General features: G+C 70.8%; 11 protein-coding genes. 3 read left to right on the top strand and 8 right to left on the bottom strand.

The genetic code is table 11. The features are described from left to right. The first annotated feature begins 13 nt into the window (after positions 1-13). Together KUV85_RS01285 and KUV85_RS01280 are read left to right on the top strand one after the other, a co-directional pair. Entirely contained in the window at positions 14-649 is a 636-nt protein-coding gene (locus KUV85_RS01285; RefSeq protein WP_219961414.1) for a hypothetical protein, read from the top strand. Continuing rightward, positions 646-1167 (top strand): hypothetical protein, encoded by a 522-nt coding sequence (locus KUV85_RS01280; protein ID WP_219961413.1) that lies wholly within the window; start codon positions 646-648, stop codon positions 1165-1167. Before KUV85_RS01285 ends, KUV85_RS01280 begins: the two co-directional genes overlap by 4 nt. A 7-nt stretch (positions 1168-1174) precedes the next feature. On the opposite strand, the gene KUV85_RS01275 is transcribed toward KUV85_RS01280, so the two are convergent. Continuing rightward, the gene (locus tag KUV85_RS01275; RefSeq protein WP_219961412.1) at positions 1175-2248 is read right to left on the bottom strand and encodes an adenosine deaminase; all 1074 of its coding nucleotides are present in this window, start codon (positions 2246-2248) and stop codon (positions 1175-1177) included. A 40-nt stretch (positions 2249-2288) separates the two neighbouring features. On the opposite strand from KUV85_RS01275, the gene KUV85_RS01270 reads away from it, so the two are divergent. Beyond that, positions 2289-2741, top strand: coding sequence for a MaoC family dehydratase (locus tag KUV85_RS01270; protein ID WP_219961411.1), 453 nt, complete (start codon positions 2289-2291; stop codon positions 2739-2741). 9 nt (positions 2742-2750) lie between these two features. On the opposite strand, the gene secA is transcribed toward KUV85_RS01270, so the two are convergent. The 7 genes from secA to KUV85_RS01235 all read right to left on the bottom strand — a co-directional run bounded on the left by secA (position 2751) and on the right by KUV85_RS01235 (position 13959). Next, positions 2751-5618: a preprotein translocase subunit SecA gene (secA, locus tag KUV85_RS01265; RefSeq protein ID WP_237690177.1), complete on the bottom strand. Its 2868-nt coding sequence runs from the start codon at positions 5616-5618 to the stop codon at positions 2751-2753. Positions 5619-5715: 97 nt separating this feature from the next. Beyond that, entirely contained in the window at positions 5716-6078 is a 363-nt protein-coding gene (locus KUV85_RS01260; protein ID WP_219961409.1) for a DUF4233 domain-containing protein, read from the bottom strand. Next, the gene (locus KUV85_RS01255; RefSeq protein ID WP_219961408.1) at positions 6078-7427 is read right to left on the bottom strand and encodes a bifunctional folylpolyglutamate synthase/dihydrofolate synthase; all 1350 of its coding nucleotides are present in this window, start codon (positions 7425-7427) and stop codon (positions 6078-6080) included. Before KUV85_RS01255 ends, KUV85_RS01260 begins: the two co-directional genes overlap by 1 nt. Positions 7428-7485: 58 nt before the next feature. Then, positions 7486-9054 (bottom strand): VWA domain-containing protein, encoded by a 1569-nt coding sequence (locus tag KUV85_RS01250; RefSeq protein WP_219961407.1) that lies wholly within the window; start codon positions 9052-9054, stop codon positions 7486-7488. Between the two features lie 55 nt (positions 9055-9109). Further along, positions 9110-10918 carry a methionine--tRNA ligase gene (gene metG / locus KUV85_RS01245; protein ID WP_219961406.1) on the bottom strand — a complete coding sequence of 603 codons (1809 nt, stop codon included), beginning with the start codon at positions 10916-10918 and terminating at the stop codon, positions 9110-9112. 75 nt (positions 10919-10993) lie between these two features. Beyond that, positions 10994-12211 carry an N-acetylmuramoyl-L-alanine amidase gene (locus tag KUV85_RS01240; protein WP_219961405.1) on the bottom strand — a complete coding sequence of 406 codons (1218 nt, stop codon included), beginning with the start codon at positions 12209-12211 and terminating at the stop codon, positions 10994-10996. Between the two features lie 86 nt (positions 12212-12297). Beyond that, positions 12298-13959: a CHAP domain-containing protein gene (locus KUV85_RS01235; RefSeq protein WP_219961404.1), complete on the bottom strand. Its 1662-nt coding sequence runs from the start codon at positions 13957-13959 to the stop codon at positions 12298-12300. Positions 13960-14079 lie beyond the last annotated feature (120 nt).

The raw sequence follows: 14079 nt of genomic DNA, 5'->3' as shown, positions 1-14079 counted from the left end.
CGAGCGGGTCGGCGTGACGCAGCAATCGAGGGCGGAGGGTGAGACGCTGCCGGCGTCGGTCGTCCTCCTGGCCGGTCCGAGCGGCGCGGGCAAGTCCCGGCTCGCCGAGCGGCTGCAGCGCCACCGCGGCTGGCCGATCCTGCGGTTGGACGACTTCTACCGCGACGGCACCGAGCCAGACCTGCCGCTGGTCGCCACCGGCGCCAATGCCGGCCTCGTGGACTGGGACCACCCGGCGTCCTGGCACGAGAACGACGCCCTCAAGGCCCTGCTCGCCCTGTGCGAGCACGGGGTGGCCGATGTGCCGCTCTACGACCTCGCGGGCAGTCGCCGCACCGGCCACCGCGAGGTGGCACTCGACGGCGCGACGACCTTCGTCGCCGAGGGCATCTTCGCCAGCGAGGTCGTCGAGGCCACGCGGGACGCCGGCGCCCTCGCCGCGGCGTACTGCATCACCCAGCACGCGGCGGTCACGTTCGTGCGCCGGCTCGACCGGGACCTGCGCGAGCACCGCAAGGCGCCGCCCGTCCTGGTACGGCGAGGCCTGTCCCTCGCGTACCGGCAGCGGGCCGTCGTACGCCGTGCCACCGACGTGGGTTGCCGCGTCGCCACCGGCGACCGCGCCTTCGGGGAACTGACCGCCCCGTGACCAGCTGGCCCGAGGAGATCGACCCGCGGGCCCTGCGCCAGCCCGATGCCTACTCGTGTGGCGCCGCGGTCGTCGTCGCCGCGCGGATGCTCCACGAACCCGGTCACCGCCCGGCCGACCCCCAGCAGGAGATCCGGCGCGTGCACCGTGAACTCGTCGCGGTCCGGCACGCAGGACAACTCCAGGTCCCCTGGCCGCGGGCGCTGGGCACCCCACCGTGGGCACTGGCCCGCGAGCTGTCCCGACTGCACGACCGTGACATCGGGGTCGAGGTCGCTCGGTTCACCCCCGCCGCCTCCTATGACCACCTCGCCGCCCGCGCGGCCGAACGGCCGACGGGGGTCTACCTCGGCAACGCCTGGCTCCCCCGCCACGTCGTGCTCACCCTGGAGACCCATGCCGGTGCCGTCACGGTCTTCGACCCCGGGCACGGCGAGCTCGTGCAGGTCCCCCGCCGACGCTGGCGCGACCACGAGGTCGGGGTGGCCGGCTGGCGTCACTTCTGGGCCGTGGTCTAGCGCCGCGCTAGGCGTGCTCGGCGTACCAGGGCTTGATCACGTCCTCGATCAGTGCGAGGCGCTCGTCGAAGGGCAGGAACGCCGACTTCATCGCGTTGACGGTGAACCAGCGCACGTCGTCGAGGTCGTAGCCGAACGCCTCGCAGAGCAACGCGAACTCGTTGCTCAGCGTGGTGCCGCTCATCAGGCGGTTGTCGGTGTTGACCGTCACCCGGAACTTCAGGTCGGCGAGCAGTCGGATCGGGTGCTCGGCGATCGAGTCCGCCGCGCCGGTCTGGACGTTGGAGGACGGGCAGAGCTCGAGCGGGATGCGCTTGTCACGCACGTAGTTGGCGAGGCGGCCCAGCTCGGGAGGCGCCCCGGAGACGACCTTGATGTCGTCGACGATCCGCACGCCGTGGCCGAGCCGGTCGGCACCACACCACTGCAGCGCCTCCCAGATCGAGGGCAGCCCGAAGCCCTCGCCGGCGTGGATGGTGAAGTGCGAGTTCTCCCGCTGCAGGTACTCGAAGGCGTCCAAGTGGCGGGTCGGCGGGTAGCCCGCCTCGGCACCCGCGATGTCGAACCCGATGACGCCCCGGTCGCGCCAGGCGATGGCGAGCTCCGCGATCTCGCGGGAGCGGGCCTGGTGCCGCATCGCGGTCAGCAGCTGGCGTACGACGATCTGCTCCCCCGCCGCGCCCTCCTCGAAGCCGGCCTGGACCGCGGCGACGACCTCGTCGAGCGAGAGCCCGCCCTCGACCATCAGCTCCGGTGCGTAGCGGATCTCGGCGTACACGACGCCGTCGGCGACGAGGTCCTCCACGGCCTCCCGGGCGACCCGGGTGATGGCGGGTGCGGTCTGCATGACCGCGACCGTGTGCCCGAAGGTCTCCAGGTACCGCTCGAGCGAGCCGGAGTCGGCGGCGGCGGCGAACCACTCACCGAGCTGCTGCGGATCGGTGGCCGGGAGCTCGTGGCCGACCTCCGCGGCGAGCTCGGCGATCGTGCCCGGGCGGAGGCCGCCGTCGAGGTGGTCGTGGAGCAGGACCTTCGGTGCCGCCCTCAGCGACATGAGGTCCGGGACGCGTGTAGGTTCCATGCTGACATTCTTCCAGCCCTGCACAGCGAGGAGTTCGACGATGCGCGTGTTCACGACGTTCGAGGAGATCGAGGCCGCGACGGGCGAGGAACTCGGCGTCAGTGAATGGGTGCAGGTCAACCAGCGACGGGTCAACGAGTTCGCGGACGCGACTGGGGACCACCAGTGGATCCACGTCGACATCGAGCGGGCGAAGGACGGGCCCTTCGGCGGCACCATCGCCCACGGCTACCTCACGCTGTCGCTGATCCCCTGGCTGGGCAGCCAGGTCTTCACGCTGCAGACGCCGGGCGCGAAGCTGAACTACGGCGTCAACAAGGTGCGGTTCCCCGCCCCGCTGCTGGTCGGCAAGCGCATCCGCGCGCACGTGTCGATCTCCTCGGTGATCGACATCCCCAAGGGCAAGCAGCTGACGGTGAAGCACACCATCGAGATCGAGGACGAGGAGCGCCCGGCCTGCGTCGCCGAGACCGTGGTGCTCCTCCTCCCCTGATCGCTACGGTCAGCCGTTGGCGCGCGCGGTGAGCCCGGTGGGGCCGCCGGGTGAGCCGTGGCAGCGCTTGTACTTCTTGCCCGACCCGCACGGGCACAGCTGGTTGCGGCCGACGTTGTCGTACTCGCCGTCCTTGGTGACGGTGCCACCGCGCACCTCGGCCTCACCGGTCTCGCTCGGCGCGGAGTACGACAGTGCGCTCGGAGCCGGCTGACGGTCGTCGTCGAGCCCCTTCGCCCGCAGGTGCGGACGCTCCTCGGCCGGTTCGGCACCCTCGCCGGACTGCGAGGGCATCTCGCGGCGCATCGGCTCGGCCGGCTCGTCGTGCGGCGGACCGGGGTGGCGGGATCCGTCGGCGTGGTAGTGGTACTCCTGCTCCTCGTCGACCTCGACCTGGAGGTTGAAGAGGAACCCGACGGTCTCCTCCTTGATGCCGTCCATCATCGCGGCGAACATGTCATACCCCTCGCGCTGGTACTCCACCAGCGGGTCACGCTGGGAGTACGCGCGCAGGTAGATGCCCTCGCGGAGGTAGTCCATCTCGTAGAGGTGGTCGCGCCACTTGCGGTCCAGCACCGAGAGCAGCACGCGGCGCTCGAGCTCGCGCAGGACCTCCTCGCCGAGTTCCTCCTCGCGCCGGTCGTACGCCGCGTGGGCGTCGGCGCGGAGCCGCTCGATGAGCTCCTGTCGGTTGACCGCGGACTGGCCGCCGGCCTCCTCGACGATCTCCTCCCAGTCCAGTGACACCGGCCAGAACTGCTTCAGGTCGGTCCAGAGCTGCTCGAGGTCCCACTCCTCGGCGAACTCGCCGAGGGCGCCGCTGACGTAGCCGTCGACGACGTCGTCGAGGAACGCGCGCACCTGCTGCTGCAGGTCGGCCCCCTCGAGCACCTCACGCCGCTCGCCGTAGATGACACGGCGCTGACGGTCCATGACGTCGTCGTACTTGAGGACGTTCTTGCGGGACTCGAAGTTCTGCGTCTCCACCTGGCCCTGCGCGTTGGCGATGGCGTTGGTGACGCGCTTGTTCTCGATCGGGACGTCGTCGGGGATCTTGAGGACCTGCAGCACGCGGTCGACCCAGTCAGACTTGAACAGCCGCATCAGCTCGTCCTCGAGCGAGAGGTAGAACCGCGACTCACCCGGGTCCCCCTGGCGGCCGGAACGACCGCGCAGCTGGTTGTCGATGCGACGGGACTCGTGGCGCTCGGTGCCCACGACGTAGAGGCCCCCGAGGTCGGCGACCTCCTGCGCCTCGTCCTTGACCTGTGCCTCGACCTTGTGCACCGCGTCCGGCCAGGCGGCCTCGTACTCCTCCGAGGTCTCCCCGATCGGCTCCAGCCCGCGCTTGCGCAGCTCGGCGTCGGCGAGGAACTCGACCGAGCCGCCCAGCATGATGTCGGTGCCGCGACCGGCCATGTTGGTGGCCACGGTGACGGCGCCCTTGTGTCCGGCGAGCGCGACGACCTTGGCCTCCTCCGCGTGCACCTTGGCGTTGAGCACGGTGTGGGGGATGCGGCGCTTCTTGAGCAGGTCGGCGAGGTACTCCGACTTCTGCACCGACACGGTGCCGATGAGGACCGGCTGGCCGGCGGCGTGCCGCTCGGCGATGTCGTCGGCGACGGCCTCGTACTTCGCCCGCTCGGTGCGGTAGACGAGGTCGGCCTGGTCCTTGCGCACCATCGGCCGGTTGGTCGGGATCGGCACCACGCCGAGGCCATAGGTCTTGTCGAACTCCGAGGCCTCGGTCAGGGCGGTACCGGTCATGCCGGAGAGCTTGTCGTAGAGCCGGAAGTAGTTCTGCAACGTCACCGAGGCGAGGGTCTGGTACTCCTCGCGGACGCGGACGCCCTCCTTGGCCTCGATCGCCTGGTGCAGGCCGTCGTTGTAACGGCGGCCGGCCAGCAGGCGGCCGGTGTGCTCGTCGACGATGAGCACCTCGCCGTCCATGACGACGTACTCCTTGTCGTTGCGGAAGAGCTCCTTGGCCTTGATGGAGTTGTTGAGGAAGGAGATCAGCGGGGTGTTGGCCGACTCGTAGAGGTTCTCGATGCCGAGGTGGTCCTCGACCTTGGTGATGCCGTCCTCGAGGACCGAGATCGTGCGCTTCTTCTCGTCGACCTCGTAGTCGGTGTCGCGGGTGAGCTTGGCGGCGATCTTGGCGAACTCGCCGTACCACTTCACGTCGTCCTGCGTCGGACCGCTGATGATCAGCGGCGTCCGGGCCTCGTCGATCAGGATCGAGTCGACCTCGTCGACGATGGCGAAGTTGTGGCCGCGCTGGACGCAGTCCTCCAGGGACCCGGCCATGTTGTCGCGCAGGTAGTCGAAGCCGAACTCGTTGTTGGTGCCGTAGGTGACGTCGCAGGCGTAGGCCTCGCGGCGCTCCTCGGGCTGCATCTGCGGCACGACGACACCGGTGGAGAGGCCGAGGAAGTGGAAGATCCGGCCCATCCACTCCGCGTGGTACTTCGCGAGGTAGTCGTTGACGGTGACGATGTGGACGCCGTCACCGGAGAGCGCGTTGAGGTACGCCGGGGCGGTCGCGACCAGCGTCTTGCCCTCACCGGTCTTCATCTCGGCGATGTTGCCCAGGTGGAGCGCGGCCCCACCCATGACCTGCACGTCGAAGTGACGCTGCCCGATGACGCGGTCGGCGGCCTCGCGCACCGTGGCGAAGGCCTCGGGCATCAGGTCGTCGAGGTCCTCGCCGTCGGCGAGGCGGCGGCGGAACTCGTCGGTCATCCCGCGGAGCTCTTCGTCGCTCATCTCCTTGAAGTCATCGCCGATGGCGTTGACGGCCTGGGAGATGGACTCCAGCTGGCGGAGGATCTTCCCCTCGCCGATGCGAAGCAGCTTGTCGATGATGGCGGGCACGGTCGTGGAACTCCCTGACCTCGTGGGCATGGCAGTCGCCACCTGCGCAGCAGGGGCGGCGGGGCCACTCTACCCAGCCGGTGCACGAGTCGTGAGCCTACGGCTCCTGCTGCCGCTCGTACGCCGCGTAGGCCTCGGCACGCTCCCGTTCGATCTTGCCGCCGAGCCAGTAGGAGGTGCCCCACAGCAGCGCGAAGATCCCGCCGAGGAAGAACATCATCGGCACCACGACGCCCAGGCCCACGGCAGCGACCTGCAGGGCGTGGCCCAGCCAGTAGCCGGCACGGCTGCGGAGCACCCCGGCGGCGAGCAGGCACGCCACGAGCAGGCCGAGACCCACGGTGAGGGCGGTCGTCTGCGGCACGTCGGCGATGGTGATCATCACCGGCGTGGTGAGGCCCAGGGTGATCGCCTCGAGGGTGAGCACGGTGGCGCACATGGCGCGGCGTGGGTTGCGCATCAGCCGCGCTCCGCGGTGAACATGGCGCGGACCTGGCCCACCGTGACGACCGACCCGGTGACCAGCACTGCGCCCGAGCTCAGCGAGTCGCGGGAGTCGGACTCGGCACGGGCCACGGCCTCGTCGAGGGCGTCGGCGAGCCGTGGCCGGACGCTGACGCGGTCCTCACCGAAGATCTCGCGAGCGGTCTCGGCGAGGTCCTCGGCGGCGAGCGCCCGGTCGGTGCTGTTCTGCGTGAGGACGACGTGGGTGAGGTGCGGCTCGAACGCTGCCAGGAGCCCCTCGTGGTCCTTGTCCCCCATGACCCCGATGACCCCGATGAGGGGGTCGAACTGGAAGGAGTCGGCGATGGCGGCGGCACTCGCCTCGGCACCGGCGGGGTTGTGGGCCGCGTCGAGGACGACGGTCGGGCTGCGGCGGATGATCTCCAGTCGCCCCGGCGAGGCGATGTCGGCGAAGGCCGCGCGGACGATCTCCTCGTCCAGGGCGTTGTCGAGGAACGCCTCGACGGCGGCGAGGGCGACGGCGGCGTTCTGCGCCTGGTGGGCGCCGTAGAGCGGCAGCAGCAGGTCGTCGTAGCGGGCGTGCAGCCCTTGGAGGGTGACCAGCTGGCCGCCCACCGCGGTGTCGCGGGCCACCACGCCGTACTCCAGGCCCTCGCGGACGACGGTGGCATCGACCTCCGCGGCGCGGGCGAGGAGCACCTCGGCGACGTCGGGGGCCTGCTCGGCCAGTACGACGGTGGCACCCGGCTTGATGATGCCGGCCTTCTCCTCCGCGATCGCGACCGGCGAGTCACCGAGGAACTGCGCGTGGTCGACGGCGACGGGCAGCACGACGGCCACGTCGGCGTCGATGACGTTGGTGGCGTCCCAGGACCCGCCCATGCCGATCTCGACGACCGCGACGTCGACCGGGGCGTCGGCGAAGGCCGCGTAGGCCATCGCGACGACGGTCTCGAAGAAGCTCAGCGGGTGGGCCTCGGACTCGTCGACGAGGTGGGTGTAGGGCGCCACCTCGTTGAAGGCCGTCACGAACGCCTCGTCGTCCAGCGGCTCGCCGTCGATGCTGATGCGCTCACTCATCCGCTCCACGTGGGGCGAGGTGAAGCGCCCGGTGCGCAGCTCGACCGCACGCAGGAGCGCGTCGACCATCCGGGCGGTCGACGTCTTGCCGTTGGTGCCGGTGAGGTGGATCGACCGGTAGGTGCGTTGGGGTTCGCCGAGCAGCTCGGTGAGGGCACGGATGCGGTCCAGCGACGGCTCGAGGCGCGTCTCGGGCCAGCGGGACAGCAGGGCGTCCTCGGCCTCGGCGAAGGTGTGCGCGGGGCGCGCTACGGGATCGGTCATGGCGCTCCGGATTCTACGGAGCCGTGGACCGTCCCCGGCAATCAGCCGGACCCGGGCCTCATTCGCGCGCGGAGATCGCGCGCTGGAACACCGAGGCGATGTCGGCGGGGCTGCGCGCGACGTAGGACTGGCCGCCGGTCGCCGCCGCGATGTCGCGCAGCGCCGCCTCGTCGGCGTCCTCGGAGATGCCGATCCCGATGATGCGGACCGGTCGGTCCGGGTCCACCGCGTCGCGCAGCGCCGTGAGCGCCTCCTCGCGGGTCAGCGAGTCGGCGTCGTCGTTGGCGCCGTCGGTGAAGAGCAGCACGCTGTTGACCACGTCGGACTGGTAGCCCGCCACGGCCTCCTCGTACGCCGCCACGGCGGTGTCGTAGAGCGAGGTGCCTCCCCCGACGAGACCGGGGAGCTCCTCGATCGCCGCACCCAGCGCCTCCCGGTGGGTGCCCCCGTCGGTGCGGGCGTCCAGGGACCGCGTCGGCAGCAGCTCGCGGCGGTCGCCGTCCAGCTCCCCGTCGTCGGCCTGGGAGAACGCCCACAGGCCCACCTCGGCAGTGCGGGGGAAGAGCGCGAGGCCGCGCCGTGCGGCCTCGGCGGTCAGCTCGATGCGCGTGGTGTCACCGGCGGCGAAGTCCATCGAGCCGGAGACGTCGAAGACCGCGAGGGTGCGGGTGGGGATGGCCAGGGTGGACCACCGCTGCAGCAGGTCCCCGGCGGCGTCGCCGTCCATGGGGATGGTCGCGACCTCACCCACGCCGGCGTCGGTGGGAGCACCGTCGGCACCCCGGAAGCCCATCCCCGACAGCGTCCGGGTGGCGGCGTCCGCGGTCAGCACCTCCGTGAGGGCGTCCGCGGCATCGGTCGCCTCGTCGCGCCGCTCCTCACCGGCGGTCACGACCAGCGGGTGGTCCAGCAATACGGTGCCGCGCCGCGGGACCGCTGCGGTCAGGTCGGGCGCCGCGGCGAGCCACTGCTGCTCGCTCACCGCGGTGAGCGAACGCGACCCGGCGACCGCCGCGACGGGGTCCTCATCGCCCTCGGGGCTCGCGGCACCCTGGGCGAGCGTCGCGAGCGCCTCCTCGGAGTCGGCGGCGCCGGCGTACAACGCCACGACGGAGGCGGTGGACGCCAGAGGATCGGCGGCGGTGAAGCGCGGCGACTTCACGGCACGCTGCCAGGTGCCCGGCGGGTCCCCACGGCCGGCGACCAGGACCACCGGCGTCGTCGCGACCGACTCCAGTGCGACGGTCGCGGCCTCGCCCGCCCCCGGCACCCACAGCGACGAGTCCGGCACCCACAGGTCGGGGACGCCGACGCCGGTGCGCAGGCGCGCGAGCACCCGCTGGGTCGGTGCGGCGGTCACGGTCACGCCGTCACATCCCGCGTCGTCGAGCACCGCGGTGAGCGCCTCGGCGATGCCGGGGTCAGCGGCGAGGTCGACCTCGCGGTCGCACTCGGTCGCACCGACGGGGACCGGTGCGTCCTCGCCGATCACCGTGAGCGCGGCCACGACCAGCAGCGCGACGAGCAACGCCGCGCCGACAGCGACCCACCGCCACGGCAGCGAACGCTGCGCGCGATGGCTCGCACGATGTCCGTGTCCGGACGCTCCCTCGGTGACCAAACTCACTCCCCCTGGTGACGACCATAGCCGACACCATCCCCGGTGGGGAAAGTGCGCGGGCTCAGCCCTCCAGGCGCGCCAGCTCCTCCTCGACGACGGCCGTGTCGAGCTTCACGAACACTGGCTTGGGCTTGGCGACGGCCCGACCCACCGCGATCGGGTGCCGCCGCCACGCGGGCACCCCGGCGTAGTCACCCGTGATGACCGGGTAGGAGCGACGCGTCCCGTCCGGGCCGGCGTCGAGGTCCTCGACCTCCTCGATGCGGGGCATCGGGGCGACCTCGCCGGTCCCGCCGAGGGCCGCGTCGACCAGGTTGGCCGAGAAGGGCAGGAAGGGCGCGAGCACCAGGTTGAGGTCGTTCACGCACTGCGCGGCCACGTGCAGGATGGTCGCCAGGCGCTCCCGGTCCGCCTCCTCCTTCAGCTTCCACGGCTCGTGGTCGGAGACGTACTTGTTGACCTCGGCGACGGCTCGCATGGCCTCACCGATGGCCTGCTTCTGCCGGTGCCGGGCGATGAGGTCGCCGACGGTGCCGAACGCCGCCTCGGTCGCGGCGAGCGCGGCCTCGTCCTCCGCGGTGAGGTCGCCGGCCGCGGGCACCTCGCCGAAGTTCTTGGCGATGAGGTTGGCCGTGCGGTTGACCAGGTTCCCCCAACCGGCGACCAGCTCGTCGTTGGTCCGTCGCACGAACTCCGACCAGGTGAAGTCACTGTCCTGGTTCTCCGGTCCCGCCGCGGCGACGAAGTAGCGGAAGGCGTCGGGCTGGTAGCGCGCCAGCAGGTCGCGCACGTAGATGACGACCTTCTTGGAGGAGGAGAACTTCCGCCCCTCCATGGTCAGGAACTCCGAGCTCACGACCTCGGTGGGGAGGTTCAGCGATCCGTACGCGCGGGGACTGCCCCCCTTGGCGCCGCGCCCGTCGTAGGCCAGCAGCTCGGCGGGCCAGATCTGGGAGTGGAAGACGATGTTGTCCTTGCCCATGAAGTAGTAGGAGAGCGCCTCGGGGTCGTTCCACCACTCCCGCCACGCGTCGGGGTTGCCGCTGCGCCGGGCCCACTCGATCGAGGCCGAGAGGTAGCCGATCACGGCGTCGAACCAGACGTAGAGCTTCTTGGTCGGGTTCTCCCGCCAGCCGTCCAGCGGGATGGTGATGCCCCAGTCGATGTCACGCGTCATCGCGCGCGGTCGGATCTCCTCGAGGATGTTCTTGGAGAACCGGATGACGTTGGGTCGCCAGGTGCCGGAGGCCTCCCGCTCGTCGAGCCACTCGCCGAGCGCATCGGCGAGCGCGGGCAGGTCGAGGAAGAAGTGCTGGGTCTCGACGAACTCCGGCGTCTCGCCGTTGATCCGTGAGACCGGGTCCTTCAGGTCCTGCGGGTCGAGTTGGTTGCCGCAGTTGTCGCACTGGTCCCCGCGGGCACCGTCGTAGGAGCAGATCGGACAGGTGCCCTCGATGTAGCGGTCCGGCAGCGTGCGCCCCGTCGAGGGCGAGCGGGCGCCGTACGTCGTCTCCTCGAGGAAGTAGCCGTTCTCGAACACGCCGAGGAACAGCTCCTGGACGACGGCCTCGTGGTTGCGCGTCGTCGTCCGGGTGTAGAGGTCGTAGGTCAACCCGAGCCCGACGAGGTCCTCGGCGATGAGTCGGTGGTTGTGGTCGGCCAGTTCCTGTGCCGACATCCCCGCCTCGTCGGCGGCGATCAGGATCGGCGTGCCGTGCTCGTCGGACCCCGACACCATGAGCACGTCGTGGCCCGCCATCCGCATGTACCGACTGAAGACGTCGGAGGGCACGCCGAAACCAGCCACGTGGCCGATGTGGCGGGGGCCGTTGGCGTACGGCCAGGCGACAGCAGACAGGACCTTGCTCATGGCCACGATCCTAGGGTGCGACCCACCCCACCCGGTCCCGGCGGTCGCCCCGCCGCGACGGCACGGTGCCGCCGGCTACCGGAACCGTCGGATGCGGCGCTTGGTCATCCGACGCAGCCGCGGGAGCTCACGGTAGAGGAACCAGCCGGGGCAGGCCGTGCTGCTGGTGTGACGGTGGCCGTCGATCACCGGGAGGTGGGCGCCCTTGCCGGCCGGGTACTTGTCACTGCCCTCGGAACGGACCCAGATCATGCCGGTCGGGTTGCGGCCGTGCTGGGCGAGCTTCCAGGAGGCGAGTCGCTTCAGGCCGTGCAGGACCTGGTCGTTGGGTCGTCGCTGCTGGTGGTTGCCGATGACCGCCACCCCGAAGGAGGTGTTGTTGAAGCCGCGCGTGTGCGCCCCGCGGGTCTCCTTCCACACGCTGCCGCGGCGCCCGACCCAGATGCGGCCGTACTTGTCGACGAGGAAGTTGTAGCCGATGTCGGACCACCCGAGGTTCCGGGTGTGGTAGCGGTGCATCCCCCGGATCATCCCGGGCACGTCGCGCTTGCGGTAGTTGTTCGTGCTCACCGTGTGGTGGACGTGCATCTGCCGGATGTTCTTGGTGCGCGGGAGCGATCCGCCACCCTTGGGCGCACCCCAACGGCCACGGGAGCGCATCCCGGGCCGGGGAGGGCGGCTGCGCGCGGCGGTGCGCCCGAGGACGCCGACGTCCTGGGCCTCGTCCTCCTCACCGGCGCGCAGGTCGTCGCTGTCGATCGCGTCGGCGGCGTCCTCCCCCGGCGCGATGAGCGCCAGCTCGGGCTCCCGGAGGCCCTCGGGGACCTGCACCTGGATCGCATCGCTCCATCCGGCCCAGACCAGTTCGGTGGCGCGGCGGCCACGCGCGTCCTCGCCCTGCTCGGGACCGTCGGTCAGCTCCTCGAGGCGCTGCCACTCGGTCCATCCACCGCGGGGGCGCCGGAAGCGGGCACGCACGGTGCCGTTGCCCGAGCGCCACGTCAGGCCCGCCATCGCGAATCCGTCGGTCTCGATGACCTGGGTGCGTACGCCGCCCCGCGACCGCGCCAGACCGGCGGCGGCACCGCCCCCCAAGGGAAGGTCGAGCGCCGAGACCACCGAGCCACGCTCACGACGCAGGCGGTGGCGGCGTGACGGAGCGGGGCTTCCTGCCGGCGGCTCCTGGGCAGCGGCGGAACCGCCGCGCAGGTCCAGCAGGGGCAGGACGCCGGTCGCGCCCACCAGCCCTGCGAGACGTCGACGGTTGAGCCGGAGTTCGGGGAAGTGACTCATGTCCATCGAGCATGCGGCACCGCTGGTCGGATTTCCCGGCGCCTCGCCCCGCGTGTCACGGTGCGTGTCCTCGCACATCGGACCGCTCACCGGTTCCACGGGACACGGAACTGCTGCTTGGCCACGACCCGGTAGAACTTCCAGTTCTGGTGGTACATCACCTTCGCCTGGTGCTTGCCGGGGTCGACGCGCCGGAAGACGAGTCGGGCATGGCCGTTCTCGACCCGGACCGACTGTCCCCTGCCGGCGAACCACACGCTGACCTTGCCGTCCAGCGAGGCGGAGACATCGGTGGACAGGTAGGCGTTCACCACGACCTTGTCCCGCCGCTGGCCCTTGACCTTGGTCCGCACCTTCATCGCCGGCCGGGTGCGCACCTTGGCGTCGACCTTGACGACCTCGCTGACGCCGTAGCGCTGCGGGTGCGCGTAGCTGATCCGGACGGCGATGTCACGCAGGTGGTCGGCCGGTGCGAGGCGGTAGCGCCGGTCGGTCGCACCGTCGATCGGGCTGCCGTCGCGCAGCCACTGGTAGCTGGCCTCGACGCGCCAGTCGGGCCGTGCCGTGCCGGGGGCGGCACGGAGCTGGTTGCCGACCTTCGGCCAGCCGTTGACCTTGCCCGACTCCGCGACGCGCAGGTAGCCCTTGCGCACCCACTCGGTCTGCTCCGAGGTCACGGTCTGGCCGTTGTACCCGGCCTTCGACACGCTCACCTTCACGCTGATGCGAGCACCGGCGTGCTGCTTGGTCAGCGCCAGGGTGCGACCGGTCTCGCCCGGCAACGGCTTGCCGTCGGCCAGCCACTGCACCGACACCGAGTCCGGCTTCGCGCTGTAGGCACCGACGTTCGCGGTCAGCTCGTCACCGGCGACCGGGGTGCCCTGGATGGCGGGCTTGCGGGTGACGCTGAGCGCGCCCGGCTTCACCTCGCCGGTCCGCCAGGTCCACTTGCGACCGCTCTCGTAGGGCCACTTCTTCGCCTTCACCCGGGCCTGGATCCGCTTGCCGACGTGGGCGGGCCCCAACTGCAGGCTCTTGTTGGCCGACCACCCGCGGACCTGCTTGCCGTCGGCGAACCACGCCACGAGGGTCTTGTTGGGCTTGGGCGTCCAGCCGCCGGTGTTGACCTGCAGGCTCTGCCCCAGGCGTGCGGTGCCGTTGATCTTGGGACGTGCGGTGTTCTCCACCGTGCGGTCGATGAAGTGGATGAACCCGGTCGGCCACCGCCCGCTGCTCTTGGTGATGCGGCGCCAGTGGAACGTGCCGCCCCAGCTGTCCTCGGAGATGACGATGGTGCGCCCGTTGTCCTGCACGCGCTCGACGTATGCCACGTGGCCGGCGGAGCCGGAGCCGTTGTCGTAGGCGCCCCACCAGGCGACGGCCCCCACGCTCGGCCGCTGGTCGGTGATGTCGGAGCGGTGCTTGCCCCAGTGCGAGGCGTTGCCCGGGTACCCGAAGGGCCGCTTGGTCGACATGCCCGCCTTGATCATGCGGTACGCGACGTAGTTGGTGCAGTTGTGGCCCGAGTACATGTTCCAGTACATCTTGTGGCTCACCGAGCCGTACCCCGCGTCGGAGTAGCCCTCACCGCGGCACCCGGCATAGCCCGAGCACAGGTACGTCGAGCCGGCGGCGGGCGCCATGTCACGCGCCGCGGGCGGCGCACCGGCGGTCACCAACAGGGCCGCGAGGAGTGCCGTCGAGAGCAGTGCGCAGGCGTGTCGTAGCGCAAGGGGGGAAGGACGCATGGGCATCACTCTGAGCGACCTGTGCCTCAGAACGCAACAAAAATCACAAAAAACTCATGAATCACAGGCGTGTCGACTTGATTTTTCAGAATTACACACATGTAGTTCCGCGGTCCGACG

The sequence above is a fragment of the Nocardioides panacisoli genome, assembly GCF_019448235.1.
Taxonomy (GTDB): domain Bacteria; phylum Actinomycetota; class Actinomycetes; order Propionibacteriales; family Nocardioidaceae; genus Nocardioides; species Nocardioides panacisoli_A.
This window is presented reverse-complemented; position numbering and strand designations above follow the sequence as displayed.